25 protein-coding genes are annotated in these 25,071 nt (G+C 66.3%); 14 read left to right on the plus strand and 11 right to left on the minus strand.

The features are described from left to right. Positions 1 to 188: 188 nt before the first annotated feature. Together Q0964_RS08310 and Q0964_RS08315 are read right to left on the minus strand one after the other, a co-directional pair. On the minus strand, positions 189 to 1,124 hold the full coding sequence (locus tag Q0964_RS08310; protein ID WP_299265861.1) for a cation diffusion facilitator family transporter: 936 nt from the start codon (positions 1,122 to 1,124) through the stop codon (positions 189 to 191). 46 nt (positions 1,125 to 1,170) lie between these two features. Then, a complete protein-coding gene (locus Q0964_RS08315) occupies positions 1,171 to 1,713 on the minus strand; it encodes an HIT family protein (protein ID WP_299265863.1) in 543 nt (180 codons plus the stop codon). Between the two features lie 271 nt (positions 1,714 to 1,984). Between Q0964_RS08315 and Q0964_RS08320 the strand changes: the two genes are divergently transcribed. Further along, positions 1,985 to 2,185 (plus strand): DUF7835 family putative zinc beta-ribbon protein, encoded by a 201-nt coding sequence (locus tag Q0964_RS08320; protein ID WP_299265864.1) that lies wholly within the window; start codon positions 1,985 to 1,987, stop codon positions 2,183 to 2,185. Between the two features lie 36 nt (positions 2,186 to 2,221). On the opposite strand, the gene map is transcribed toward Q0964_RS08320, so the two are convergent. Beyond that, a complete protein-coding gene (map, locus tag Q0964_RS08325; RefSeq protein WP_299265867.1) occupies positions 2,222 to 3,115 on the minus strand; it encodes a type II methionyl aminopeptidase in 894 nt (297 codons plus the stop codon). A gap of 325 nt (positions 3,116 to 3,440) precedes the next feature. On the opposite strand from map, the gene Q0964_RS08330 reads away from it, so the two are divergent. The 3 genes from Q0964_RS08330 to icd all read left to right on the plus strand — a co-directional run bounded on the left by Q0964_RS08330 (position 3,441) and on the right by icd (position 5,901). Continuing rightward, positions 3,441 to 4,139 (plus strand): metallophosphoesterase family protein, encoded by a 699-nt coding sequence (locus Q0964_RS08330; RefSeq protein ID WP_299265870.1) that lies wholly within the window; start codon positions 3,441 to 3,443, stop codon positions 4,137 to 4,139. A gap of 4 nt (positions 4,140 to 4,143) precedes the next feature. Further along, positions 4,144 to 4,497, plus strand: coding sequence for a hypothetical protein (locus tag Q0964_RS08335; RefSeq protein ID WP_299265872.1), 354 nt, complete (start codon positions 4,144 to 4,146; stop codon positions 4,495 to 4,497). A gap of 141 nt (positions 4,498 to 4,638) precedes the next feature. Next, entirely contained in the window at positions 4,639 to 5,901 is a 1,263-nt protein-coding gene (gene icd, locus Q0964_RS08340) for an isocitrate dehydrogenase (NADP(+)) (protein WP_299265875.1), read from the plus strand. 15 nt (positions 5,902 to 5,916) lie between these two features. Here the strand turns inward: icd and Q0964_RS08345 are convergent, their stop codons facing one another. Beyond that, entirely contained in the window at positions 5,917 to 6,696 is a 780-nt protein-coding gene (locus Q0964_RS08345; protein WP_299265878.1) for a hypothetical protein, read from the minus strand. Positions 6,697 to 6,930: 234 nt separating this feature from the next. Beyond that, positions 6,931 to 7,728 (minus strand): hypothetical protein, encoded by a 798-nt coding sequence (locus Q0964_RS08350; protein ID WP_299265881.1) that lies wholly within the window; start codon positions 7,726 to 7,728, stop codon positions 6,931 to 6,933. A gap of 90 nt (positions 7,729 to 7,818) precedes the next feature. Here Q0964_RS08350 and Q0964_RS08355 point away from each other — a divergent pair, with 90 nt between their 5' ends. Then, positions 7,819 to 8,343, plus strand: a complete 525-nt coding sequence (locus tag Q0964_RS08355) for a DUF5817 domain-containing protein (protein ID WP_299265883.1) — start codon at positions 7,819 to 7,821, stop codon at positions 8,341 to 8,343. Further along, the gene (locus Q0964_RS08360; RefSeq protein WP_299265886.1) at positions 8,340 to 8,699 is read left to right on the plus strand and encodes a hypothetical protein; all 360 of its coding nucleotides are present in this window, start codon (positions 8,340 to 8,342) and stop codon (positions 8,697 to 8,699) included. Before Q0964_RS08355 ends, Q0964_RS08360 begins: the two co-directional genes overlap by 4 nt. A 16-nt stretch (positions 8,700 to 8,715) precedes the next feature. Here the strand turns inward: Q0964_RS08360 and hmgA are convergent, their stop codons facing one another. Beyond that, positions 8,716 to 9,927 (minus strand): hydroxymethylglutaryl-CoA reductase (NADPH), encoded by a 1,212-nt coding sequence (gene hmgA / locus Q0964_RS08365; protein ID WP_299265888.1) that lies wholly within the window; start codon positions 9,925 to 9,927, stop codon positions 8,716 to 8,718. A 107-nt stretch (positions 9,928 to 10,034) separates the two neighbouring features. Between hmgA and Q0964_RS08370 the strand changes: the two genes are divergently transcribed. The 3 genes from Q0964_RS08370 to Q0964_RS08380 are packed head-to-tail and all read left to right on the plus strand — an operon-like array spanning position 10,035 to position 13,523. Beyond that, complete coding sequence (locus Q0964_RS08370; protein ID WP_299265891.1) at positions 10,035 to 12,155, plus strand: pentapeptide repeat-containing protein; 2,121 nt, start codon at positions 10,035 to 10,037, stop codon at positions 12,153 to 12,155. A 40-nt stretch (positions 12,156 to 12,195) separates the two neighbouring features. Then, a complete protein-coding gene (locus tag Q0964_RS08375) occupies positions 12,196 to 12,855 on the plus strand; it encodes an HAD family hydrolase (protein WP_299265894.1) in 660 nt (219 codons plus the stop codon). Positions 12,856 to 12,914: 59 nt separating this feature from the next. Then, a complete protein-coding gene (locus Q0964_RS08380) occupies positions 12,915 to 13,523 on the plus strand; it encodes a hypothetical protein (RefSeq protein WP_299265895.1) in 609 nt (202 codons plus the stop codon). Here the strand turns inward: Q0964_RS08380 and Q0964_RS08385 are convergent. The 3 genes from Q0964_RS08385 to Q0964_RS08395 are packed head-to-tail and all read right to left on the minus strand — an operon-like array spanning position 13,514 to position 16,520. Then, on the minus strand, positions 13,514 to 14,017 hold the full coding sequence (locus Q0964_RS08385) for a DUF2617 family protein (protein WP_299265897.1): 504 nt from the start codon (positions 14,015 to 14,017) through the stop codon (positions 13,514 to 13,516). The two genes, Q0964_RS08380 and Q0964_RS08385, sit on opposite strands and share 10 nt — an antisense overlap. Continuing rightward, positions 13,989 to 15,806, minus strand: a complete 1,818-nt coding sequence (locus Q0964_RS08390; RefSeq protein WP_299265899.1) for a spermidine synthase — start codon at positions 15,804 to 15,806, stop codon at positions 13,989 to 13,991. The genes Q0964_RS08385 and Q0964_RS08390 overlap by 29 nt, the downstream gene beginning before the upstream one ends. A 6-nt stretch (positions 15,807 to 15,812) precedes the next feature. Continuing rightward, complete coding sequence (locus Q0964_RS08395) at positions 15,813 to 16,520, minus strand: hypothetical protein (RefSeq protein ID WP_299265902.1); 708 nt, start codon at positions 16,518 to 16,520, stop codon at positions 15,813 to 15,815. A gap of 198 nt (positions 16,521 to 16,718) precedes the next feature. Between Q0964_RS08395 and Q0964_RS08400 the strand changes: the two genes are divergently transcribed. The 4 genes from Q0964_RS08400 to nadC all read left to right on the plus strand — a co-directional run bounded on the left by Q0964_RS08400 (position 16,719) and on the right by nadC (position 21,885). Further along, on the plus strand, positions 16,719 to 18,248 hold the full coding sequence (locus Q0964_RS08400) for an amidohydrolase (protein ID WP_349254449.1): 1,530 nt from the start codon (positions 16,719 to 16,721) through the stop codon (positions 18,246 to 18,248). A 141-nt stretch (positions 18,249 to 18,389) separates the two neighbouring features. Then, positions 18,390 to 19,511: a quinolinate synthase NadA gene (nadA, locus tag Q0964_RS08405; protein ID WP_299265908.1), complete on the plus strand. Its 1,122-nt coding sequence runs from the start codon at positions 18,390 to 18,392 to the stop codon at positions 19,509 to 19,511. Between the two features lie 14 nt (positions 19,512 to 19,525). Further along, positions 19,526 to 21,070, plus strand: a complete 1,545-nt coding sequence (locus tag Q0964_RS08410; RefSeq protein ID WP_299265911.1) for an L-aspartate oxidase — start codon at positions 19,526 to 19,528, stop codon at positions 21,068 to 21,070. Continuing rightward, entirely contained in the window at positions 21,070 to 21,885 is an 816-nt protein-coding gene (nadC, locus tag Q0964_RS08415; RefSeq protein WP_299265914.1) for a carboxylating nicotinate-nucleotide diphosphorylase, read from the plus strand. Before Q0964_RS08410 ends, nadC begins: the two co-directional genes overlap by 1 nt. On the opposite strand, the gene Q0964_RS08420 is transcribed toward nadC, so the two are convergent. Beyond that, positions 21,864 to 22,622 carry a GNAT family N-acetyltransferase gene (locus tag Q0964_RS08420; RefSeq protein ID WP_299265917.1) on the minus strand — a complete coding sequence of 253 codons (759 nt, stop codon included), beginning with the start codon at positions 22,620 to 22,622 and terminating at the stop codon, positions 21,864 to 21,866. The two genes, nadC and Q0964_RS08420, sit on opposite strands and share 22 nt — an antisense overlap. A gap of 200 nt (positions 22,623 to 22,822) precedes the next feature. Here Q0964_RS08420 and Q0964_RS08425 point away from each other — a divergent pair, with 200 nt between their 5' ends. Beyond that, complete coding sequence (locus Q0964_RS08425) at positions 22,823 to 23,227, plus strand: hypothetical protein (RefSeq protein ID WP_299265920.1); 405 nt, start codon at positions 22,823 to 22,825, stop codon at positions 23,225 to 23,227. On the opposite strand, the gene gpmI is transcribed toward Q0964_RS08425, so the two are convergent. After that, on the minus strand, positions 23,228 to 24,796 hold the full coding sequence (gpmI, locus tag Q0964_RS08430; RefSeq protein WP_299265922.1) for a 2,3-bisphosphoglycerate-independent phosphoglycerate mutase: 1,569 nt from the start codon (positions 24,794 to 24,796) through the stop codon (positions 23,228 to 23,230). Between the last annotated feature and the right edge of the window lie 275 nt (positions 24,797 to 25,071).

Raw genomic sequence — 25,071 nt, forward strand, 5'->3', positions numbered from 1 at the left:
TGCCGGCGCTCGCGACGGGCGTCGTCCGACCGTTCCCGCCAACGCAGGCGGAGACTCACCGGAACCCGATCAAAAAACACGGCGTAGAATGCGTACGTGGACGAGACGGTGTCGGTCAGTGACGGCGACGTTGGCGGACGGGGAGCCGAGATTGTCGTCACCGTTCGCGGTCTCGCAAAGCCGAACAGTCAGGACCGGCCGTCGGGATTGGGGCCGTGGTCGGTCAACCGGTCGACCTCCTCGTCGGGTTTCCACTCGCCGGCCTCTTTCGGGTCGATGTGGACGAACACGTCGTCGACCTCCGAGAGTTCCTGTATCGACCCGATCACCGCCGTCTCGATGTTGTGGGCCTCTAGCAGCGTCCGGGTGCCTTCGACCTCGATGTGGAGGCTCACGTCGATTTCCGGGCCGACGTAGTGAGCGATCACGTCGTGTGCGCCCTCGACATCGGGGTGTGCGAGCGCCCGCCTGACGATCTCGGCCCGGAGGTCCTCGGGCGGGGCCGCCCCGACCAGATAGTCCAGATTGTCGCGGACCACCTCGACGCCGGTGTAGAGGATGCCGACCCCGACGAGTGTGGCGGCGACGGGGTCTAACAGCGGGAAGCCGAGCGCCGCGCCGACGACCCCGCCCAGCGCCGCCACGGCGGTGAGAATATCGTTGCGGTTGTCTAGCGCAGTCGCCACCAGGGCGGGCGAGCGGTAGTTCTCACCGGCGGCCTGGCAGTAACGATAGAGGAGAAACTTCGCGACGGCAGCCACCACGAGGACGGCGACGGCGGCCGGACTGGACGTGGTGGGAGTCGGGCCCGAGAGGACAGCTGTGAGGGCCTGCCAGATAACAGCGGCACCGGCCGCGAAGATGCCCAGCGCGACGAACAGCCCTACGAACGGTTCGATTCGCTCGTGCCCGTGTGGATGCTCGAAGTCCGGCGGCCGGGTAGTGAGGTAGAGCCCAGCGACGATGACGACGCTGTAGACGGTGTCGGCAAGGCTGTTGACGGCCTCGGACCCGACGGCGAGGCTCCCGGTGACGTACCAGACTCCGCCCTTTGCCAGCGCGAGCAGGACGTTGGCCCCGAGGACCACGAGGCCGACCCGTCGTAGCGCCGTCGAGCGTGCCATCGTTCGGGTTTGGACACCCGGGCAGAAAAGTCGCCCTGTCGGCTGGCTACACGAACTCGACCGCCCGGTCGTCACCCGGGACCGTCGCGCCGTCCTGCTCGGCGAAGGCCTCACGAAGGCGGCCGTACGTGTCTTCGACGGCTTCGACGATGACACTGGTCTCCGCGATGACCGGCATGAAGTTGGTGTCACCCTCCCAGCGCGGGACGACGTGGGTGTGCAGGTGGTCGTCGATGGAACCCCCTGCCGCCCCGCCGCCGAGATTGAGTCCGGCGTTGAATCCCGCTGGCCGGAGACCCGTCTCCATGGCCTCGATGGTCCGTTGTTTGAGGCGGGCGTGGTCCGTGAGGGTCGCGTCGTCGAGGTCGCGGTAGTCACCGGTGTGTTGGTGAGGGATCACCATCGCATGCCCCGGATTGTACGGGTAGTTGTTCAGGAGAACGAAGGCGTGGTCGCTCCGGGCGACCACGTTGTGTTCCCGGTCGTCGTCGTCCGCGGCGAACGCACAGAACACACAGCCGTCGATTCCCTCGTTCTTGTCGGGTCGCTCGATCCAGTCGATCCGCCACGGTGCGAACACCTGCTCCATGCCAGCCCTGTGGCCGCCCGTGGCTTAATCACCACGGAGAGCACCGCCGGCGGTACCCCGCCCGACTCCGCAGGCGGCAGTCATAGTATATAACCCGTTCGGCCGTTCTCCAATTTAATACCAGTTCGGCGACTCGAGAGCCGTCGATAAACGATTTCGTATCTTCTCGTAGCGTTTCGTAGAGAATCACGAGACTGCGAGCGGAAATCACGTGAACGAAGCCGAACGGATTGGGGTTTTTATACTCTGCTCGGCGGAAGAGCGAGATACGATGTCAGCGATAGACGACGGCAACAACGGGATGACAGAGGAGTGCGAGGAGTGTCGTCGCGAGACACCGCACGAGGTGTCGGTGCAAATCCTCACCGAAAGCGCGGCCCGGAAAAACGCCGAGTACTCGCGCGAGCCATACCGGGTCAGCGAGTGTCGCGTCTGTAGCGCGCGGACCGTGTTACGGATGAACGACGCCTGAGGCTGGCATCGACATCACAAAAACGAAGCGCGGCCGCTACAACCGCGTCGTAACCTGGCAGCCGTTCTCGGTTACGATGATCGTGTGTTCTTTCTGGCTAACCAGACACCCGGCTTCCTCTTTCAGCACAGGATAGCCGTGGAGGATGTCCCCCTGTTTCAGTCGACGCAGGGCCATCTCGGCCCGGCGAACGTCGAGCCAGCGGGTGGCGAACGGTAGCGTCTTGAACTCCTCGGTGACCTGGTTCAGTGCCTGTCGAGCCGCGCGGTTCCGGACCGAGCCCTCGGATTCGAGCGCGAAGATCTCCTCCTCGCTGCCTTCCCGGACCTTGCCGCCGCCGTCGGTTGCGAAGGGTTCGATGGCGACCACGTCGCCGACTTCGAGTTCGATACTCTGGTCGACCGCACGGTTCGGGATGTTCGGCGGCGTGTGCTGTTGCCAGTGGCCCAGACCGTGGCCCGTGAGGTTCACGACCGGGTTGAACCCGTAGCCGTCGATGGTCTCTTCGATGACCGCGCCGATTTCACCGGTCTCGACGCCCGCTTCCACCACGTCGAGCGCGGCGTTGAGAGCGGCCTCGGACGCCTCGGCCAGTTCGGCGTTTCCGGAGAGGTCGACCGTGACGGCGGTGTCGGCTAGCCAGCCGTCGACGTGGACTCCGATATCCAGGTTGACCATGTCTTCGCCGAACGTCGTCGCGTCGTCGACGCCGGGCGTGGCGTGGGCGGCTTCCTCGTCGATGCTGATGTTCACCGGGAACGCCGGTTCGCCGCCGAGTTCGCGGATTCGGTCCTCGGCCCACTCGGCGACTTCCAGGTGGCTCACTCCGACTTCGACCCGGTCGGCGGCCTCGTTGCGGACCTGTGCGAGGATTTCGCCCGCTTCCCGGTTTTTTTCGTACTCCTCGGCGTCTAAGTCCACGTCGGTCATACCCAATTGTTCGGCAAAGAACGGCAAAGGAGTTGCGTTCCGGCGGGTACACCGGTGCGTCTCGGGACCCCCGCCCGGACCGGCAGGGACCGACCCGAGACACCCGGCTCGGTACCTACCCGACCACACAGAGCGTCCCGTCCTGCAGCAGGGTTCACACCCAGGTGGAACCCGATTTTGCGTCCGCGCCTATATAGTTACATACAGACGAGGGTACTAGTATTAGTAATATCCTTAGTACCAGTAGCACAAAGAGAGTATATGGACGTAGTCGGAGCAACGGGACGTGACGGGTATCGTACGTGGAACCGGGCAGGGAGCGCGCATGACTGAACCGGGTGGGCGCGTCGAGTTCTGTGACCCGGTTTCGTCGCTCCACCGCCACATCGACGCGGACCGGTACGACGAACTGTACGTTGTGGGCGACGTACACGGCTGTCTCGACGAGTTACGACGACTCTGGGCGGCGATGGGCCCCACAGAGGACGATCTCGTGGTCTTCGTCGGCGACCTCGTGCGAAAGGGGCCAGCGAGCCGCGCGGTCGTCGAGTTCGTCCGCGACCGCGACAACGCCACGACCGTCAGAGGGAACAACGAGGCCAAACTGCTGAACGGCGAGGTGTCGCGTCCGGAGCTCGACCCCGTGCGGGAGTACATCGAGGACGCACCGGTCGCGCTCTCCTGGGACGGCGGCCTCGTCGTCCACGGGGGCGTCGACCCCACGCGACCGCTGACGAGCCACAGCGCCGAGGACCTGCTCGAGACCCGGTCGATTCCGGCCGGGAACGGGTACGACGGGCCCTTCTGGTTCGAGCAGTACGAGGGACCACCACGGGTGTTTTTCGGTCACACGGTCCTCGGCGAGCCGATCGATACGACGTGGGCGGTTGGTCTCGACACCGGCTGTGTGTACGGCGGGTCCTTGACCGCGCTCGCGACCCGCGCCGGCGAGTGGTTCAGCGTCGACGCCACCCGGACCCACCAGCAGCGCGCCGACCGGAAAATCGTCGACCCGACCGTCTGAGGATGTGCGGGAACGGCTTCAGCCAGCAATCGAGGCCGTCAGTGACGCCGTTTCGGTGGGCGCCGTCGTCGGGCGCTTTTCCGGACACTCCCGTACCCGCTACGTCGGAAACAATGAAGCCGTCGACGAGCCGCTTTGCCGGCGACTTCGGGCACTCCTGACGGACGTGTTCGCGGACGACCCGGGCGCGTCGAAGACGGGGCCGGATGGCGGTTCCACGCGGGTCACCCCCACCGAGCGCGAACCGGTCAGAGACGGGCGGGAACTGCTCGTGGCCCGAACCGAACAGCCGATGACCAGCGGACGCGCGATGGGCGACGACGATTCGCCTTCGACCGGAAGGACCCACGCAGACTAGCCGATATCGGCGTGGACCGTGACAGGCCGGTTCATTTAGTGCGGGTCGTTCCGAATCTGTCGATGGAGAATCTCACGGTCGTTCTGTACAGTCTCCCGGGAAGCGGTAGGCCTTTTAGCCCGACGTGTGATGTTCAGAGATATGCCCTACGAGAAGGTCGACGTGCCCGCGAACGGGGACCAAATCGAGGTGGTAGACCCGGACAACGACGAGCTTTCTGTCCCGGAGAACCCCATCGTCCCCATCATCTACGGCGACGGTATCGGCGTCGATGTCGGTCCAGCCGCACAGAAGGTACTCGAAGCGGCGGCGGAGGCGACCGGCCGTTCGATCAGTTGGATGCGCGTTTACGCCGGCGAAACTGCCCGCGAGCAGTACGACGAGAACCTGCCAGAGGATACCCTGCAGGCGTTCCGAGAGTTCAACGTCGGCATCAAGGGCCCGCTCACGACGCCGGTCGGCGCGGGCTTTCGCTCACTGAACGTCGCGCTTCGCAAACGGCTCGACCTGTACACGAACGTTCGGCCTACGTACCACATCGAGGGCGTGCCATCGCCCGTCACACGCCCGGACCAGATGGACATGGTTACGTTCCGGGAGAACACCGAGGACGTCTACGCCGGCATCGAGTGGGAGGCCGGCACCGAAGGCGCCGAGGAGGTCCGGGAGTTCGTCGAAGACAAGATGGGATACGACGACACCATCCACGGGGGGCCGGTCGGTATCGGCATCAAGCCCATCAGCGAGTTCGGGACGAAACGTCTCGTCCGGAAAGCCATCGACTACGCGCTGGAAAACAACCGCGATTCGGTCACGCTGGTCCACAAAGGGAACATCATGAAGTTCACCGAGGGCGCGTTCCGGGACTGGGGCTACGAAGTTGCCGAGGAGGACTACGGCAGCGAAGTCATCACCGAGGACACGCTCTGGGAGGAACGTGACGGTGAACAGCCCGAGGGCGCCGTCGTCGTCAACGACCGTATCGCGGACAACATGCTCCAGCAGATTCTCACCCGCACGGAGCAGTACGACGTGCTGGCGATGCCAAACCTCAACGGGGACTATCTCAGCGACGCCTGTGGTGCACAGATTGGCGGCCTCGGCATCGCCCCCGGGGCGAACTTCGGCGATGGCCGCTGTCTGGCAGAACCCGTCCACGGGTCGGCCCCGAAGTACGCCGGCCAGGACAAGGTGAATCCGACAGCGATGATCCTCTCGGGGAAACTCATGCTCGAGTACATGGGCTGGAAGGACGCTGGCGAACTCATCCGTGACGCCGTCGAGGAGACGATCAAGTCCAAACACGTCACGTACGACATCGAGCGTCAGATCCAGGGCGGCGAGAAACTCGCCTGCAGCGAGTACGCAAAACGCGTCGCCGACAACATCCGCGACATAGCGTAGCCGAACCGTCGGGACTTAAGACTTCGCCAGATACTGCGACAGCGCAGCGACCACCGCGTCCTCGTTCTCGATATCTGCACGCGGAAGCACGTACTCTCGTGGGAACCAGCCGTCGTCCCGGATGACCAGTTCGTCGTCAGTCATCTCGTAGGTCTCGAAGTCGTCCCAGGGTCGGACCGACACGCCCTGTTTCAGCCCCGCGTCGAGAACGACCAGTTCCGAGCGGCGTTGAGCCGTAAGGAATGGAATCAGCCCCGCGAGTGTGGCGAACAGCCAGGTCGTGTCGAGGCCGTCGCCAAGCAGCGCAAGTGCCAGGGCGACGACTCCGAGAGCCAGAGCGGCCAGTTGCCACCGTGTTCCCGGCCCGTTCGCACTCGGGTCCGGGAGAACCACGTGTACGTCGCTCTCGGCTTCGACGCGGGCGGCGTACCGGCGTTCCCCGGCGTGGAGTACCGTCACCGCGCCGAGAAAGGCGACGCCGAGGCCGATAACACCGGGCCAGAACACGTCCCGGCCAAGCCCCAGCAGGTCGTGGTGGGCAGTCACGACGGCTGCCGTCAGGACGACCAAGCCGACGACCACCGATACCTGCACACGCGAGGACTGGAACCGCTCGACGCGGCTGGGAGTCGACAGGCGCGTCGCGGCGGCGGTGACGGCCAGCGAAATCCCGACAGCGACGCCGGCGACGACGGCGAGCGACGACGGCGTGGAGGCGGTCAGGACGAGCGCTGTCCCGACTGTGCCGGCGACGTAGCCGCCGGCGCCGAGGGCGAACAGGGAAGACTCGCGCATACTGGCCGATTCCGCCGAAACCCAGGTGTGTTTTGTGGTTCGTGCCACCGCTCGGAGCGGTTTCGTCCGCCTCAGTGGCGGGTCGTGACGGCAGGGGGGGAGGCGGGCGTCACGGTGACGGGAGCGCCGGTCGCGGCCGGCTCCAGGGCTGGTCCCGGTCCCGGTCGGTTCGTCTCCGACACCGAGTGGGAGTGTTTTATTATGGAATCGGCTCGAACGGTCCGTTCGGTCCGGTCAGGGCTCGGACTGCGCCGCCGCTTCGGCCCAGGTCGGTCGCTCGACGGTCGTCGCGCCGAGGTCGGTGAAGCGAACGCGGCGAACGACCCGAACCGGTTCCGAGACGGCGCTCGCATCGGCGTCGTACGCGAGGCGGTAACTACGGATATATCCACGGTCGTCGACGAGCGCGGTCAGCGTGGCATTTCGCGGCGACCCGACGAACGACGGCGTCGGTGCGGTCTGTGGGTTACTGAGCCGTACCGTGGTCAGCCGGACCGGCCCATCCCCGAGTGTGCGGTTAGGTTGCAACTCGAACGATTTGAAGATACGGGCGATGCCTCGGTGGCTCGTCGGGTCATTGAGCGGGCCGGACGGACCAGCCGAGAACCGGTCGACCCGTATGCCCGCGCCGGTCCCGATTCGCTGGACGACGGTCGTCCCGTCGTACCAGTAGGTCAACACCGGGGCAAGCGACGAGGTAGGGAAGCCGCTGGCGTACTGGGTGCGCCGAAACAGGTACCGGTCCGCACCCTGGGAGACACGTCGGTTTCGGGTGGCGTTCCGCAGGACGGTCCCGTTCGTCGTAATGACCTCACTGACCCGGACGGTGTAGTTCGTCGACCCGAGGACGACGTCGTGGCTCGCGGCCAGCGTCGACGCGTCGACCTCGTCGGCCGTAATCCCGGTAGGAACGGACGCGTTTCCGACTTCGACGGGCGCAGGCGTCGCCCTGTCGTCAAGGACACCCCCGCAGCCAGCCAGAACGGCGAGGAGGCACAGCGCAGCCGCGGCCGTGGCGTGGGCGTGTCCCATTCGTGTGTCAAGTAGGGACCGGATACACCTAACCGTTCGCGTCTTGAATCGGACGGCACATTCTTCCGGGAACAGGCCTCAGTTCCGAGTATGTACGCGGTCGTCGGGTGTAGCGAGTGTGACGCGCTCCGGGTCGTCGAGGGACGGCCCGAACGGTCGGAGTGTCCCCGCTGTGGGACGACCAGGGCATTCTCGAAACTCAAGCAGTTCGTCACGACGGACGACCCGGACCACGCCCGGGAAGTTCGGGCGGCGATGCTGGCCAAGCGCCAGGGCCACGAGGACGCGTTCGCAGACCTCGATTCGTTCACCGAGATGGACCGCTATCTCGACGAGGCTGGCGTCGACGAGACGGAGTACCTCGAAAAATCGGGCGTCGATACGGCGGCAGTCGGTGCGGCCGCAGACCGCGCCGGGCGCGGGGTAGGGGGCGGACAGAGCCGCAAGGACACGGTACTGGCGGCGCTCCGCGAGCAGGACGCTCCGACCGAAGCGAGCGTGGTCGACTACGCGACCGAGCGCGGCGTGCCGGCCGGGTACGTCCGGGACGCACTGAAAAAACTCGTCCGTCGAGGCGAGGTGACCGAGCGCGACGGCACCTACCGCCGGCTATGAGTCTCGCCGACTACGAGATCGACTACGCGTCCGCGGCCGTCGGTACGCTCGTCGGACTGGCGGGCCTGCTGTTTCTGGTCGAACCGGTGGTCGGGCCGCTCGCGCTCGGCGGACTCCAGGTCAGACCCATCGCGCTCTCGACGGTCGTCCTCTCGCTGGGCTTCGGTCTCGGCGGCGTGGTCTATCTGCGACGTGGACAGCGCCTGATCGGAATCGCCCACGCCGTCGGCGGCGTCGGCTGGGGGTTGCTCGCGCTCGCGCCCGCGGTCGGGAGTGAGACGGCACTGGTCCTCGGCCTGGCCGTGGTCGTCGGCGGGTCCGTCGCGCTGTTCGTCCAGGTCTCTCGGAACCGGTGATCGGTCGCAGGGCGGGTCAGCGGCCCAGTTCCTCGTGGGCGCTAGAGAGGTGTCTCGAGGCCAGCGCCGCGAGCAGGGAGAGTTCACCGGCCAGCGTGGCGGTGGCGATTACCTCCGCCAGCGCGTCGGCGTTGCTCCCGGCTGGGTCGCCACCGCCGGTGACACCGACCACGTCGAGGGCCTCAGCCTGCGTGGCGAGACCGGTCCCACCGCCGACAGTGCCGACTTCTAGCGAGGCGATAGTCAGACTAGCGTAGAGACCGTCTTCGCGCTCCTCGACGGTGGTGATGGCATTCGAGCCCTCGACCACCTGTGCGATGTCTTGGCCCAGTGCGAGGAAGGCGGCGGCGACCGTGTTGGCGGCGTGGGCGTTGAACCCCAGACTACCGGCTTTGGCGCTACCGAGGAGATTCTTGCGGGTGTTGGCCTCCGCGATGGCGTCGGCGGTGGTGTTGAACCACTCCTCGACGAGGTCGTGGGGGATGTACACGTCGGCGGCGACGGTTCGTCCGCGACCTTCGACGGCGTTGATCGCGGCGGGTTTCTTGTCGGCACAGAGGTTGCCCGACAGCGCGACCAGCGACGCGGGCGTCTCGGCCTCGACCACGCCACTGGCCTCCTCGGTCGCGATAGTGGCCATGTTCATGCCCATGGCGTCTTTGGTGTCGTAGGTGAACCGCAGAAACACCGAGTCCCCGACGACGTACGGCGTCACGTCCGTCAACTCGCCGTGGCTGGTGGTCGATTCGGCGGCCTCGGCCAACCGGTCGGTGTGCTCACGGACCCAGGCGGCGACCGTCGCGGCCTCACCCACGTCCTCGACGGTGAACACTGGTGCGCGGGTCATACCGTTTTTGAGGACACGCGCAGTCGCGCCGCCGGCGGCCCGGATAGCCGAGCAGCCGCGGTTGACGCTGGCGATCAACGCGCCCTCGGTGGTCGCCAGCGGGAGGTACCGCTCACCGCCGACGGCGCCGCCGTCGATTTCGATGGGGCCGACGACACCGACGGGCACCTGCGTCCCGCCGATCATGTTCTCGATGTTCGGTTCGGCGGTCTCGGCGTCGAAGGCGTACTCGCCGACGGTTTCGAGGTCGGTATCGGTCTCGTGCTCGACGAACAGTCGGCGTGCCCTGGCGGCCGTCTCGGAGTCGGCGTGGTCGTCCAGTTCGTGGAGCCGAAGTTCGCCCTCGCGGACGCGGCGAGCGAGGTCGGACGGATCGGTCATACCCGACTCTGAGGCGGTGGCACCCTAATGGTTTCCGTTGAACAGCCCCCGACACCGTCGTTTCAGTCTCCAAAAACTTTTGAGCGCGGTCGACAACGGTCGGACAGATGACCGATACACCACTCACGGAGAGTCGGTCGATCCTGGAGCTGTCACCCAGCGAGCGGGCAGCGGAGGGGATCGACGCGACAGCAGTGGAGAACGCCCTGATCGAGGTGATTCGGTACGGCGAAGGCGAGCAGAAGGTGTTCGAGGGTCGATCTTTCCCCTATCTCGAACTCGATTATCTCGACGTTGGGCGGGAGAACAACCATCCGGTCGAGTTCCGAAACTGCACCTTCCGGAACGGAATCAGCGTCGAACACGCGGACGTGATGCTCCCGCTCGTCTTCGAGGAGTGTGAGATCGGCGGTCTCGAAATCGAGGACGCTCGCTTCGAGTACGATGTCGAGATTGTCGACTCGACGGTCACCGGCCCGGTGGCGGCCGAGGAGTCACGGTTCGACCGCGACTGTGAGTTCTCCGACACCGTCTTCGAGGCCGAGACGCGTCTGGAGGAGATTACCTGCGGTGACGACACCTGCTTCGAGAGTGCGGTCTTCGAGGATCTCGTCTCTTTCCGGGGCGGGAGTTTCGCCGGTCGCTCGAACGCCATGGACGACAACACGAGTTTCGCCGGAACCACCTTCGAAGACGAGGCCGTCTTCGAGCGGGTCGAACTCCGGGCGAGCACGTTCGACGGTGCGACCTTCGAGGGCCCGGCGCGGTTCCGCGAGTGCCGTGTCGACGGCGACGTTCGGTTCACGGACACCAGCTTCGAGACACTGGCGAACTTCGCCGAGGCGCGGTTCACCGAGGACGCCACCTTCGCCGGAGCGCACTTCGCCGACGAGGCACGCTTCCAGGGCGCGGTGTTCGAGGGTGGCGCGCGCTCGCTGGAAGACGACGTGTCCTTCGAGAATGCGACCTTCGCCGGCCTGGCCCAGTTCGGCGAGGCGGAGTTCCGGTACTCCAACTTCGAGGCCGCGACCTTCCAGGGCGAGGCCGTCTTCGAGGAGACGTGGTTCATGGCCGACGCGGATTTCGTGGACGCGACCTTCGACGGGCAGGCCGACTTCGACGAGGCCCGGTTCGTCGAGGACGCCGACTTCTCGGAGGCAACCTTTCGCGGGAGGGCCGTCTTCCGGGGCGCGGAGTTCCAGGGTCACGCCAACCAGCTCGAGGACAACGCCACCTTCGACAGCGTAACCTTCGAGGAAGACGCCAACTTCTCCGGGACGGAGTTCACCTCGGCCAACTTCATGCGCGTCGAGTTCGCCGAAACGCTCGACTTCGACGACGCGACCTTCGAGGACCGCATCGACATGCTGGTGCTGGCGACCGACGGCGAGCCCTACGTGAACCTCACGGACACGACGCTCCGCGGCGGCACGATCTCCCAGCCCAAAGACGGGTGGGTCCGATACGACCTCACGCGGGCGTCCATCGGCGACATCACCCTCCAGTCGGCCGACGAGAGCGGCGGGAGCCAGCGTCTGCTCGATTACTTCCGGTTCTGTAACACCGTCTTCAGCGAGTTCGACGGCAACGAGTTCGACTTCTCGACACACACGGACTATCTCGACCGCAACGACTGGGTCCTCCACGAGTTCGACGACACCACCGACCGGACCTACGCCGTCGAGATGACGCCCGAAGTGATCGAGACGACCTACCTCAACGCGAAAAACAGCGCCTCGGCGGCCGGCGATATGAAAGCCGCCGGTGAGTTCCGGGTGAAACGCCAGCAGTACGCCCGAAAGAAATACCTCGCCATCGCCGCCGACGGCGCGAGCGACATCAGCTCCCGGTTCAAAAACGGCGTGCGCGCCGCCGAAAACGCCTTCCTCGGGGTTACCTGTGGCCACGGCATGCGCATCTTCCGCATCTTCGCCGTGTTCGCGGTCGTCCCCTTCTTTTTCGCCTTCTTTTACACCTTCGGCGGCCCGGCCTTCGAGACCGCCCCGAGCCACCAACTCGACTCGCTCTCGCAACTGACGACGCCCGCCGGGTTCGGCGAGTTCTACACGATGGTCTCGTTTAGCTACATCACGTTCCTCACCATCGGCTACGGCAACATCGGGGCCGACGGGTGGGCGTCCCGCATCCTGGTGGCGGCCGAGGTGTACCTCTCCGTCATCCTCGGCGGCCTCGTGCTGTACGCGCTCATCAAGCGCTCAGAGATGTAGTAGCGGAAACCCTTATTCCGTCGCCGCCACAACAGATACTATGACTTATGATACCGTCGTCTTCGACAACGACGGTGTTCTCGTCGGTCGGACACACTTCGAGGTACTTCGTGAGGCCACCGCTGACACGTTCGCGCAGTTCGGCGTCACCGACCCGGACCCCGACCACGTCGAGGACATGACCATCGGCGCGACCCCCAGCCAGGTTTCGTCAGTGTGTAACACGTACGACCTCGACCCAGACACGTTCTGGCGCACCCGCGACCGGACGGTGTCCGAGGCCCAGCAGGAGGAGGCACGCGCTGGCCGGAAGACGCCGTACGGCGACGTGTCGACGATTTCCGACCTCGACATCAACCGGGGAATCGTCAGCTCGAATCAGCAGGCGACGGTCGATTTCCTGCTCGATCACTTCGAAATCGGTGGCCTGTTCGACGCCGCGTACGGCCGTGAGGCGACAATCGAGAGCCTCAATCTCCGGAAGCCGAACGCACACTATCTGGAGCGGGCACTCGCCGACCTCGACGCCGACTCGGCGCTGTACGTCGGCGACAACGAGTCCGACATTCGGGCCGCCGAGAACGCCGGCATCGACTCGGCGTTCATCCGCCGCCCTCACCGCACCGACTGGGACCTCAACGTCTGGCCCACGTGGGACATCGACTCACTCGACGACCTCCACCGAATCTGTGGTACCTGACGGCGACCAGGAAGTTTCAAGCCCTGTGACGCCCCAGTTGGAGACGAACCCGCCCAGACATGAGCCCTGCACCAGACACGGACGAGTACGAGGCGACGGTCGGCAGCGAGCGTGAGAGTGTCGACGCCGGCACCGTCGAGAGCCTGGCGGTCACCGGCGAGCGCTGTGCCGTCGACGTGACACCCGCAACCGACGAGTTCAGACTCGCGCTGGCCGGTGACAACAACTCAGTCCGCGTCCGCGGGAGCGACGAGACGGTCGTCCTCGACTGCACCGGGGACCGTAACTCGCTGGCGCTGGGCGAGGAGATGGCGCTCCAGCGCGAGCGCGACGAGGGGGAGGCCAACTCCATCTCCCGCGAGCGTTTCGAGACCGAGCGCGAACCCGACCTCGTACGGACGACCCGCGACGAGGCCTACGCCAGCCTTGGCTGGTTCGGGGTCGACCTCGTCTCCTACCAGACCAGTGTCGAGCGTGACCACTGCCGGTACTGCGGCCACGACGCCGAGCGCGTAATCGAGCGCCGCGAGGAGAAGGTCCTCAGCGTGTTCGGCCTGCAGTTCACCCTCGGGACGGTCGCCAGCTCCGACGAGTGTTCGTTCTGCCGGGAGCCTGCGGACACCGGCGTCAACCTGTCGGACCGGGAGCGTCGAGAGATTTATCGCTGAGTCGCGTCGTCGCCGGGCCGCTCCAGTTCCGTCTCCGAGTACACCAAGCAACCGTGTTCTGGGTAGGTGTGGTACGTCTCGTAGCTGTCGCCGTCTACTGCGATGGCAGTGTAGGCGTCGGGTTCGAACTCGTGAATCAGGTCGAACGCCCCGTCGGTGGGGTAGGTGTCGATGTGCCGGACCGAGACGGTAATCTCGGCGGTCACCGACTCGCCGGCGTATCGGAGTCGACGGTCGTCGCCGTCCGGCACACGGAGTTCTGCCACGGCGTCGTGGGGGAGAGACTTACACGAGATGATCTCGCGAAAGCACAGGTCCGGCGCGTAGAGGTAGTGTGAGCTACCGATGACGGCCACCTCGGCGGGTGTGCCACACAGCTCTACGGACGTCTCAGCGAAGACCGTCAGCCGGGAGCAGTCGGGGCGGTCGCTCCCGAAGCCGACGAACAGCCGGTCCGTGTGAACCTCAGGGTCCGTAGTCGACGATGGTGTCATAGTTAGGGTTGAACACGCTGTTTGGGGCCAGGCCGCGGTACGAGGGGACCGGGTGCCACTCTCGGTCTGCGTAGCGGTCGCGGTGGCGGTCGACGTACGTCCCGCCGGCATCGACGACGAGGGCGGGCGTCGGTCCCGGCGAGAGGGCGTAGAACAGTTCACCTCGCTCGTCGCGTCCGTCGCCGTTCGAGTCGCCGTAGGCCCGATACGGGAGATAGGAGTCGAAGCCAGCGGCCGCGACGGTCGTGAGGTAGGCGCTCCGGTGTTTCGGGAAGTCGTACCGGGAGTAGGCCCACGTTACCGCCAGTCCGTCGTCGGTGAGATGCTGGCGAACCTGGCGGTAGAACTCCGTCGAGTAGAGGTGCAGGAGGTCGTCGCTGCGCGCCCCGGGCAGGTCCAACAGGACCAGATCGTACTGGCGGTCGGTCCCACGGAGGTAGGCGTACGCGTCCTCGTGGTGAACGGTGAGGTTCTCGTAGCGGTAGGCGCCATCGTGGTACTGCTGGAAAAACGGGTGATGCTTGGCGTAGCGCTGGAACTCCCGGTCGGGGTCGACCATGTCGACGGTCGCGCCGTGGTCGCGCAGGTAGTTGGCGGCGATCCAGTCGCCGCCGCCGAGCAGGAGGACGCGGTCGTCGCTGAGGTTTCGGTCGGCCAGGGGCTCGAACGCGGCCGGCACGTCCACGAGGCCGTGGTGGTAGGAGTCGACCCAGCTCTCACAGAACTGGATCGCCGTGTCCAGCCGGAGACAGGTCTCGGTCCCGCTGGGGAACCGATTCGTCAGTCCGGTACCGGTCCACTCGCGGTCGTAGAGGACGATATCCTGGTATCGGGTCGTCTCGTGGTCGATGATCGAAACCGCCATGTTCCGGTCGGGGTACTCGTCTTCGATTCCCTCCTCGAGGTACAGTGTCCTGAGTTCCGACTCGACGCGGTCGTTGGCCGCAAGCGCACCCGTGTAAGCGGTCGACGCGACGACACAGACGACCAGTAGCGCCCGGACGCCGGTTCCGAACGAGGCCCTGGCCAGCGGGTCGTCGGCCGGCCGGTCCCGGTACAGGAGGTAGACGGCGAGGGCGGCCGCCGCGTTCAGCAGACCGAGAACGAACACGGCTGCGATCAGCCCGAACGACGGGTACAACACCAGCGCGTAGGTGACCGTTCCGACGAGACTCCCGAGATAGTCCATCCCCAGAATCGCGGAGAAGCTCCCCGTCTCGTCGGGTTCGCCGCCAGAGTCGGGCGGACCCGCCGCCGCGTCGTCCGGACCGGGGACCCGGAACAGCAGACCGAGCAGTCCGTTGGCGAGTCGCCGGGAGCCACGGCCGAGTGAACCGACGACCGCGAGCGTCCCGAAGTCAACGTCGGTTTCCGCGTCGGCGAGGTCAGTGAGGAAGGGAATCTCCAGTCCGGAAAGTACGCCAACGACGACGATAGGGAGATGCGAGAGCCACAGCGACACGGTCTCGGCGACGAGTTCCACCGTCTGGGAGCCCGTGACGGGAACGGAGTTGACGGCCACGATGAACACCAGTCCGAGGGGACCGGTCAGCGCGAGGTACACTTCGAGCCGGAAGAAGTTCGCCGGGTCGTCGTCGACGTAGCGGTAGGCGAAGGCCCCGATACCGAGCGAGAACAGAAAGAGGCCGATGGTGATCGAGTATCGGGCGACTGTCCCGCCGAAGATTACCGTCAGCAGTTCCGAGTAGACGAGTTCGTAGACGATGCTACAGAAGGCGACGACAAACGTGAGACCGAAAACCGTGCTGCGTCTGGAGGGCGTCGTCACGACGGGTCAGTTCGACGTGGTTAACCGGGGCTCGACTTTCCACTTTTGTCCGGTCGTGTACTCGCCACCGTTCTCGATGACCTCGAAGTCGACGGCCGACCAGCCCAGGTTGCGGTTGCCGTTCTGTGCCTGGAGGCGGGCACCGACGCGGTACCACCCCGGACTGACGTCCTGTTCCCACCTGGCCTGGTCACCGGGGTTTTCCATCCGGGCGTTCCAGTTGCCCGGTGGCCCAGCACCCGGCAGGTCGTCCTCGTCGTCGGACGGGCGACCGACGCGAGCGAACCCGACGGCGGGGACGGCCGCCTGGTACATCTCGAGCTGACTCTGGTGGTTGTCGCGCCAGTCGTCGTCGTCGTCCTCGCCGTGCCAGATGGCACGACCGTGGGCGCCAGTGGGAGCAGCCGCAAAGGAACTCCCACTGCCGCGACCGACGGCTCCGCGACCTTTGGCTGCGCGGGCGACTCCGATTGGGGCGAGCGACCCGACGGCGGCCGCGTCGACTGCGTTGCCGTTCGAGGTCGCGGCGGCTTCGACCTCGGGTTGCTCTTCGAGCGGCACGGTAATGGCGTTCGCCGACACCTCGACCGGTTCGAACACGTCGGACTTCCGCGGCGGCGGCAGTTCGTCCGACCCGAACAGGCCGAAACAACCGGTCAGGCTCGTCGTGCCGAGGAGGGTTCCGGTCGTAGCGAGTAACTTGCGGCGGTCCATCTCTGTTTGTCATCACGGCAACCGATACTTTAATGCTACTGTTCGAACGGACGCCGAAGCGACCGCTTTGCCGGCGTACGGCTCTCTGGCGTGCGGCGAGGGTGTCCGTGGGTGGCGACACCGAGCCGCTCGGGCGACGAGGCCGACCTCGTACGGACGACCCGAAACTGTTAGTCGATGCCGACCGCGGTAATGCACGTGACAGCCGCCGCAGATCGAGTCTTTACCAACGGGACCGTTCGCACGTTGACGGGCGCGCCAGCCGGCGCCGTCGCAGTCCGGGGCGGTGGCGTCGTTCGCGTCGGCCAGGCGTCAGAAATCGAGTTTCTCGTCGGCATCGAAACCGACGTGGTCGACCTCGACGGGCGCGTCCTCCTGCCCGGGTTCGTCGACGCCCACACGCACCTGCCGCTGGTCGGACGGTACGCGCGCCACGCCGACCTGCGGGACGCTGCCGACCCGGAGTGCTGCATCGCCCGACTGGCCGACGCGGCCGGCGCGCACGAGGAGTGGATCCTCGGCTTCGGCTACGACGAGAGCACCTGGGACGGTCAGTACCTCTCCCGCGACGAACTGGACGCGGTCAGCGACGAGCGGCCGGTCGCGGCGTTCCGGGAGGACCTGCACGTCGCCTCGCTCAACGGCGTCGCGCTGGACCGACTCACCCTCCCGGCCGGGGACGTGCGGACCGACGACGGCGGCTCGACTGGCGTCGTCGTCGAGGACGCGGTAACGGCAGTGTCCGACGCCGTCGAACCGGACCGTGCGGGGACTCGCGACCGCCTCCTGGCCGGGCAGGAGTGCGCGCTGGAACGCGGTGTCACCGGCGTCCACGATATGGTCGCGCGACCCGCTGTCGCCCGCGCGTACCGCGACCTCGACCGCGCTGGCGACCTGGACCTGCGCGTGAGGCTGAACTACCAGCACGACCTGCTCGACGGCGTCGAGACCGCGGGACTCGCGACGAATCACGGGGGTGAGCGCGTTCGCATGGGGGCGATCAAGGCCTTCGCCGACGGGAGTTTCGGCGGCCGGACGGCCAGGCTCGACGACCCCTACGCCGACGCCGAAGGGAGTGACGCGAACGGGGACGCCACCGGTCAGTGGGACACCGCGCCCGACGACCTCCGCGCGTTCGCCGAGCGCGTCGACGGCGAGTTCCAGGCGGCCGTCCACGCCATCGGGGACGCGGCCATTTCGGCCGTCCTCGACGCGTTCGAGGACCGCGACGCGACGGCCCGGCACCGGGTCGAACACGCGGAACTCCTCACCGACGACGCAATCGAGCGGCTGGCCGACTCGGGGCTCGTGGTGTCGGCCCAGCCGAACTTCCTGAAGTGGGCTCGTGCGGGCGGGTTGTACGAGTCCCGTCTCGGGCCCGAGCGGGCGCGGACGTGCGACCGGTTTCGAGACCTGCTGGACGCTGGCGTAGACCTCGCGTTCGGGAGCGACTGTATGCCCCTCGGTCCACTGTTCGGAATACAGCAGGCCGTCACCGCCCCCACAGAGGGGCAGCGGCTCTCGGTGACCGAAGCCGTCCGAGCGTACACCCGCGGTGGGGCACGCGCGGGTTTCGACGAGGGCCGACTGGGAACGGTCGAAGCAGGCAAGCGGGCCGACTTCACCGTGCTGGACACCTCACCGTGGGACGTGACCGACGAGGCCATCGCCGACATCGACGTGGCGATGACAGTGGTCGACGGTGACGTGGTCTACGACGAACGCTGAGTCGCGAAACACACCACTCGCGCCAGGGACGCCGGCAAAATCTGCATGAAATACCACCGGTACCCCATATTGAAGGCAAAATCTTTTCAATACCGGATACCGTAGGATGTGCAACACCAATCGGTGGTTTACGTGCCTGAAATGGAAACAGCGCAGTTCGAGACGGACCTGAGTTTATTTAAGTACGACAACCTGGAACAGCTCCCGCCGGCGTACCGGGACCTCGACGAGGACGAGCGCACGGAGCGCATCGAGGCTGCCCTGTCGGAACTGGGTGACGACGTCGTCATCCTGGGACACAACTACCAGCGCCGCGAGATTGTCAAGCACGCCGACTTCGTCGGCGACTCCTACCAGTTGAGCAAAGAGGCCGCCAACGCCGATGCCGATTACGTGATCTTCGGCGGCGTGACGTTCATGGCCGAGTCCGCGGACATCATCACTGACGACGACCAGTCGGTAATCCTCCCGAGCATGGAGGCGTCCTGTCCGATGGCCGGGATGGCCGAGGCGCTGCAGGTCGACGCCGCCTGGGCGGAGATTACCGCCGAGACCGACGACGACATCATCCCCATCACGTACATGAACAGCTACGCCGACCTGAAGGCCTTCTGTGCCGAGCAGGGCGGGCTGGTCTGTACCTCCTCGAACGCCCACAAGGCCTTCGAGTACGCCTTCGAGAAGGGTGATAAGGTTCTGTTCCTCCCCGACAAACACCTCGGAGAGAACACGGCACACAGGCTCGGCATGGAAGACGAAATCGTCGAGTGGGACCCGTGGGACCCAGAGGGCAAGGAGGCCAGCGCGGCCGCCGAGAACGACATCATCCTCTGGGACGGCTACTGCCAGGTCCACGAGCGGTTCCGCGCGAGCCACATCGAGGACCTCCGTGAGGAGCGTCCGGACGCGAACGTCGTCGTTCACCCCGAGTGTCGCCGCGAGGTCGTCGAGGCCGCTGACGTGGTCGGCTCCACCTCCACGATCTGTGAGACCGTCGAGGACGCCGAGCCCGGCGACACCTGGGCTATCGGGACGGAAATCCACCTCGCCAAACACCTCGACCGCTGGCATCCGGAGGTGGAGGTCCTGCCCCTCTGTGGCGACGCCTGTATGGACTGCAACGCCATGCGTCAGATCGACCCGAACTACCTGACGTGGGTGCTGGAGGAACTGCTCGAAGGTCGCGAGCGCAACGTCATCGAAGTGGCGCCCGAGGAGAAGGAACTCGCACAGGTCGCACTCGACCGGATGCTGGAGATCTAATCTGGAACATCGACATGACAGACCACAACGAAACCGACGTACTCGTGATCGGTTCCGGCATCGCCGGCCTGGCCAGCGCCCTCGCCGCGGCCCGCGAGGGGGCAGACGTGACGGTCGCGACGAAGGCCACCCGCCCTGAGGGAGCCTCCTCGTGGTGGGCACAGGGCGGCATCGCCATCGCTCGTGACGACCCCGAGCAGTTCGAAGCCGACATCCTGGAGGCCTCCAGCGACACGGCCGACCCCGACGCCGTGAGCGCGCTGGTTGAGGACGCCAACGAGGCTGTCGAGGACGTGTTGCTGTCGACGCTCGACGTGTCGTTCGACACCGACGGCGAGGCGGCCCCCGAGTCGTCCGACGGTGACTTCGACTTCGGCCGCGAGGCCGCCCACTCCGAGGATCGTATCCTCCACGTCGACGCCTCGACGGGCAGGCATATTCACATCCCCTTCCTGAACTACCTCGAAGACCACGACGACGTGACGGTTCGGGACGACACCGCCGCGCTCGAACTGATCCGCCACGAAGGGCGGGTCCACGGCGCGGTACTGGAGTCGGGTGGTGATTTCGAACCCACGTACGCGGGCGCGGTAGTGTTGGCGACAGGCGGCATCGGCGACCTCTACCCGCACTCGACCAATCCCGCCGGTTCGACGGGCGACGGCGTCGCCATGGCTGCGCTCGCGGGTGCGGACGTGACCGACATGGAGTACGTCCAGTTCCACCCTACGGTGTGTGTGGACGACGGCAGTCCGTTCCTCGTCAGCGAGGCCGTCCGCGGTGAGGGCGCAGTCCTCCGAAACGGGGACGGCGAACGGTTCATGTTCGACTACCACGAGGACGCCGAACTCGCGCCCCGCGACGTAGTCGCACGCGCAGTGAAGACGGAACGCGACGCCACCGGAGAGGTTCTGCTGGACGTGTCGCCACTGGACTTCGCCGGCGAGTTCCCCGGCCTCGTCGAGAAGTGCGAGGACCACGACGTCGACTGGGCGGACGGCATCCCGGTCGCGCCGGCCGAGCACTTCCTCTGTGGCGGGGTCAGCGTGGACGAACACGGCCGAACCAGTCTCGACCGGCTTTACGCCGTCGGGGAGTGTGCCCGCACGGGTGTCCACGGCGCGAACCGGCTCGCCTCCACCTCGCTGCTGGAGGGGCTCGTCTGGGGCCTGCGCGCCGGCGAGGACGCCGCCGGGAAGGAAATAGACGTGATCGAAGCACCGGAGTTGCTGGAGCGGGACCCGGAACTCCCCGAACGGTTCGCCGAGGAGAAGTTCCACCGACTCCGGCGCGTAATGGACGAGTACGTCGGGTTGGAACGCGACGCCGACGACTTGGGACGCGCGATGTCGGTTCTCCGCCGATTGAAGGGTGAGGTCGACGCGTACACCCGCACCCGAACTTCGCGGTCGCTGTACGAACTCCGGGCGGCCAGCATCACTGCGCTGTTGATCGCCCGCCAGGCCGCCGAGAACGAGGAGTCTGTCGGCTGTCACCACCTGGTCGAGACGAGTCCCGACGGCGGCGACAGGACGCCGGAGCCACGAGCGGACGACTGATGATTCCCGACTCGAAGGTCGAAAACTGGCTCCGGGAGGACCTGGGTCACCACGACGTGACCAACGACGTTCCCGGCGAGACCACGGGCCGTCTCGTCGCCAAAGAGCCGGGCGTCGTCGCCGGCCTGGACGCCGCCTGTGCCGTCTTCGACTATCTGGGCGTGCGGGCCGAGCGGACCGCCGAGGCCAGTGACCGCGTCGAAGCCGGCGGGACGGTGTTGCGCGTGGCGGGTCCCGCACGTGAGATGTTGCGCGGCGAACGTGTCGCCGTCAATCTCGCGGGTCACGCTTCCGGGGTCGCGACGAAGACCCGTCGGGCGGTGACCGCTGCCCGTGAGGTCAGTGACGGGGTCGCCGTCGCAGCAACCCGGAAGACGACACCCGGGCTGCGCGGAATCGAGAAGCGCGCAGTCGTCGCCGGCGGCGGCGACACTCACCGGCTGGACCTCTCCCACATGGTGATGGTCAAGGACAACCACATCGCCGAGATGGGACTGACGGGAGCCGTCGAACAGTTCCGCGAGCGGGCGTCCTTCGCCACGAAGGTAGAAGTCGAGGTCGAACGACCGGACGAAGCCCCGGTAGCCGCCGAAGCCGGCGCGGACGTCGTTCTGCTCGACAACATGCCCCCCGAGGAGACCGCGACTGCGGTAGCGAACCTCCGCGAACACGACGACGAGACGCTAGCGGAGGCCTCGGGCGAGATCGGTGTCGAGGACGTGCCTGACTACGCGGCGACGGGCGTGGACGTCATCTCGATGGGGAGTCTGACACACTCGGCGGACACGCTAGATTACTCGTTCCGGACGGGATGAGGGCCGCCGAGGTCGGCCGCGAGCATAATCTCGTCGACCGGTTCGCCGTCGATCTCGAAGTGGTCGTCCCGGACGGCCTCGATGCGCCAGCCGTTCTCCTGGAGAAAGGAGACGGCGAGGTCGTTGGTCTCGGGCAGGGAGTTGTACACGCGCCGAGAGCCGTTGGCACGGGCCCACTCCATGCCGCGCTGAAGCAGGTGGCTCCCGATGCTGTACCGGCGGTACTCGACGAGGACGCCGACAGTAATCTCGGCGGTGTGAGCGAGTTTCGCCAGCCGTGGGACCTCGACCTGACACCAGCCGACGACTTCGTCCTCGACGGTCGCCACGAAAAACACGCGCGTTTCACCGACGTTGTGCCGGAGCAGGGCGTCCTCGTACTCGATCTGCTCGGCGACGCTCTCGGCGACGATGTGTTTCCTGCTGTCTGCGATTTCGCGGACGACGCCGAGCAGTCCCGAGGTGTCCTCCTGCCGGGCCGGCCGAATAAGATAGTTCAGACCCGCCGTCTCGTGTTCCTCGCGCTCGCCCTCCGCAAGCTCGATCCGGAGTTTCCCGCCCTCCTCGCGGAGGTAGCCGTCCCGCTTCAGGATCGACACGTGGTGCCGGAAGGTTTCGGGGTCGATACCGACGTATTCGGCGGCCTCGCTCGTGTCGACGACCCCGTGACGTTCGATGTACCGATAGATCGACATCCGGTCGTCGTCGTCGAGATCGAGAGAACCGAAAGGACTCATATTGACCTTTCTAAGGGCTCCCGTCGTATACAACTTACTGTCGTCTGACAGGACCTGTGAGCAGACTGGAGCGTGACCGGTTGGGGTCGCGCGCTGGCCCCGATTGACTCCTCGTCGGCGTGTCCGGGACGCTTCGTCGGTAGGCAGTCCGACCGATCCGCTTCCGGTCGGTTAAGTGGCCCGGCCCGCTCTGTGCGGACGTGACAGACGAGACGAGTGCCCCTGGCTTCGGGGTCGTAGCGATACGGTTCGCCCTCGCCGTCACGGCCGGTGGGAGCCTCGGCGTCGTCGGATACGTCGTGTTCCCGGACCCGTTCCCGGGGCTGCTCGCAGGAGTCGTGACCGCCGCCGGTATCTTCCTTCTGGTTCCGCTACTGCTCGCTCCGGACGCGATCCCGCGCGACGCGGGTGAGCGGCGGACGGTTGGGGTCGACCCCATCCCAGCCGGCGTCGCTCTCGCGGGGAGCGCCCCCCTGGTTTTCATTGGGATGTTCGTCTCGGGTTCGACCGCGCTGGCCGCGACGCTCGCGCTGTTAGGTGCGGTCGCGAGCTACCGACTTGTTTCGGCGGCCGTGCCCGAGCAACTGCCAGCCGCCGGCGAGTAATCACTCGAGCAGTGATTCACCGGTCATCGCGTCGGGTCGTTCGATATCCGCGAGTGACAGCAGCGTCGGTGCCACGTCCGCGAGCGTGCCGCCGTCTCTGGCCGTCCGACCGCCGTCTCCGCCGGTCGCATCGAGATAGACGAAGGGGACTGAATTGAGCGTGTGGGCGGTGTGAGGGGTCTCGACCGTACCGAGGTCGTCGGCGTTGCCGTGGTCGGCGGTCACCAGCACGTCAGCGCCTGCGGCCTGCACGGCCTCGACCAGCCGACCGACCTCGTCGTCGACTGCCTCGACGGCCGCGACGGCGGCGTCGAAGTCGCCGGTGTGGCCCACCATATCCGGGTTCGCGTAGTTGAGGACCAGCGCGTCGGGGTCCTCGGATTCTATGCGGGTCGTCGCCGTGTCGGTCACGGCCGGCGCGCTCATCTCGGGTCGCTGGTCGTAGGTGGGCACGTCCGGACTCTGGACAATTTCGCGAACTTCGCCGGGGAACTCCACCTCGCGGCCGCCGTTGAGGAAGTAGGTGACGTGGGCGTACTTTTCGGTCTCCGCGATTCGCAACTGAGTGTGGCCGGTGTCCGCGAGGACCTCGCCCAGCACGTCCCTGGGCTGGGTGGGTGGGTACGCGACGGGCAGGTCGTAGGTCCTGTCGTACTCCGTCATCGTGACCAGTCGCGTCTCCGGCGGGTCGGTCGCGAAGTCCCAGTCCGAATCGATGTCGGCCAGCATCCGGGTGAGTTGGCGGGCCCGGTCGGAGCGAAAATTGAAGAACACGACCGAGTCACCGTCTCGCAGCGCGGGACGGCCGCTCGCCGCGCGTTGCCCGTCGGTGTCGCCGTCGGAGCGGGCGGGACCGCCCTCGACCAGCGTCGGCTCGACGAACTCGTCGGTGGTGTTCCGGTCGTAGGAGGCGGTGACAGCGTCGACCGCAGTTTCGGCGCGGTGCTCGGCCTCGCGGTTCACGATGGCGTCGTAGGCCTTCCTCGTCCGCTCCCAGTTCCGGTCCCGGTCCATCGCGTAGTATCGGCCTGTGACGGTCGCAACGTGGCCGGTCCCACGCTCCTCGGCGTGGGCCGACAGCGACCGGAGGGACGCCGCACCGCTCGTGGGCGCGGTGTCCCGGCCGTCCGTGAACGCGTGCGTGACGGTCTCCACATTCCGTTCGGCGGCGATATCGATCAGCGCATGCAGATGGGACTGAGCGGAGTGAACGCCGCCGTCGCTGACCAGCCCCACGAAGTGGACGCGGCCGTCGTGGTCACGGGCGTAGTCGAGCGCCGAGCCAAGCGCCTCGTTTCTACCCAACTCGTCGTCGGCGATGTCGTCGGCGATCCGAGTCGTCTCCTGCTTGACGACGCGGCCGGCACCGATGGTGAGGTGGCCGACCTCGCTGTTGCCCATCTGCCCTTCGGGCAGCCCCACTCGGCGGCCGTGTGTCTTCAGAGTGGTCGATGCCCCCCGTTCGCGAAAACGGTCGACGTTCGGCGTGTCGGCGGCACGAACCGCATCCCGGACCGACTCGTCGGAATTGAGTCCCCAACCGTCGAGGATGACCAGACCCACCTGCATACGCGGGGGGTGTCGGGGGCGACGTAATTACCCTTCGACTCGGCCGCTACCCCGCCGTCCGGACGGGGTCGGGCCGGTTTCGGACGACGTTCGCGCGGTTTCGAGGCCGAACTGTACTCTCGAAACGTCCACGTCGGATTGGTATAACAGTAGAGGACGACAGGTTCGCTCGACAGGCACAACGTTCTTGACCGTGGTCGGGGGCTCGACGCGGTCGGGGACGCGGGCGCCGGTCCACTCCTATCGGGGCGGTAACGGAGAAACCGGACGGGACA

Origin of the sequence: Halorientalis sp., from assembly GCF_028275115.1 — an archaeon.
Classification (GTDB): Archaea; Halobacteriota; Halobacteria; order Halobacteriales; family Haloarculaceae; genus Halorientalis.

Coding starts and splice junctions, on each gene's coding strand:
- Q0964_RS08310 (WP_299265861.1), bottom strand. CDS start 1,124: ATGGCACGCTCGACGGCGCTACGACGGGTCGGCCTCGTGGTCCTCGGG.
- Q0964_RS08355 (WP_299265883.1), top strand. CDS start 7,819: ATGTACGCGGTCGTCGGGTGTAGCGAGTGTGACGCGCTCCGGGTCGTC.
- Q0964_RS08370 (WP_299265891.1), top strand. CDS start 10,035: ATGACCGATACACCACTCACGGAGAGTCGGTCGATCCTGGAGCTGTCA.
- Q0964_RS08320 (WP_299265864.1), top strand. CDS start 1,985: ATGTCAGCGATAGACGACGGCAACAACGGGATGACAGAGGAGTGCGAG.
- Q0964_RS08395 (WP_299265902.1), bottom strand. CDS start 16,520: ATGGACCGCCGCAAGTTACTCGCTACGACCGGAACCCTCCTCGGCACG.
- Q0964_RS08420 (WP_299265917.1), bottom strand. CDS start 22,622: ATGAGTCCTTTCGGTTCTCTCGATCTCGACGACGACGACCGGATGTCG.
- Q0964_RS08375 (WP_299265894.1), top strand. CDS start 12,196: ATGACTTATGATACCGTCGTCTTCGACAACGACGGTGTTCTCGTCGGT.
- Q0964_RS08410 (WP_299265911.1), top strand. CDS start 19,526: ATGACAGACCACAACGAAACCGACGTACTCGTGATCGGTTCCGGCATC.
- Q0964_RS08385 (WP_299265897.1), bottom strand. CDS start 14,017: ATGACACCATCGTCGACTACGGACCCTGAGGTTCACACGGACCGGCTG.
- Q0964_RS08360 (WP_299265886.1), top strand. CDS start 8,340: ATGAGTCTCGCCGACTACGAGATCGACTACGCGTCCGCGGCCGTCGGT.
- Q0964_RS08345 (WP_299265878.1), bottom strand. CDS start 6,696: ATGCGCGAGTCTTCCCTGTTCGCCCTCGGCGCCGGCGGCTACGTCGCC.
- Q0964_RS08330 (WP_299265870.1), top strand. CDS start 3,441: ATGACTGAACCGGGTGGGCGCGTCGAGTTCTGTGACCCGGTTTCGTCG.
- icd (WP_299265875.1), top strand. CDS start 4,639: ATGCCCTACGAGAAGGTCGACGTGCCCGCGAACGGGGACCAAATCGAG.
- Q0964_RS08350 (WP_299265881.1), bottom strand. CDS start 7,728: ATGGGACACGCCCACGCCACGGCCGCGGCTGCGCTGTGCCTCCTCGCC.
- Q0964_RS08380 (WP_299265895.1), top strand. CDS start 12,915: ATGAGCCCTGCACCAGACACGGACGAGTACGAGGCGACGGTCGGCAGC.
- gpmI (WP_299265922.1), bottom strand. CDS start 24,796: ATGCAGGTGGGTCTGGTCATCCTCGACGGTTGGGGACTCAATTCCGAC.
- nadC (WP_299265914.1), top strand. CDS start 21,070: ATGATTCCCGACTCGAAGGTCGAAAACTGGCTCCGGGAGGACCTGGGT.
- map (WP_299265867.1), bottom strand. CDS start 3,115: ATGACCGACGTGGACTTAGACGCCGAGGAGTACGAAAAAAACCGGGAA.
- nadA (WP_299265908.1), top strand. CDS start 18,390: ATGGAAACAGCGCAGTTCGAGACGGACCTGAGTTTATTTAAGTACGAC.
- Q0964_RS08315 (WP_299265863.1), bottom strand. CDS start 1,713: ATGGAGCAGGTGTTCGCACCGTGGCGGATCGACTGGATCGAGCGACCC.
- hmgA (WP_299265888.1), bottom strand. CDS start 9,927: ATGACCGATCCGTCCGACCTCGCTCGCCGCGTCCGCGAGGGCGAACTT.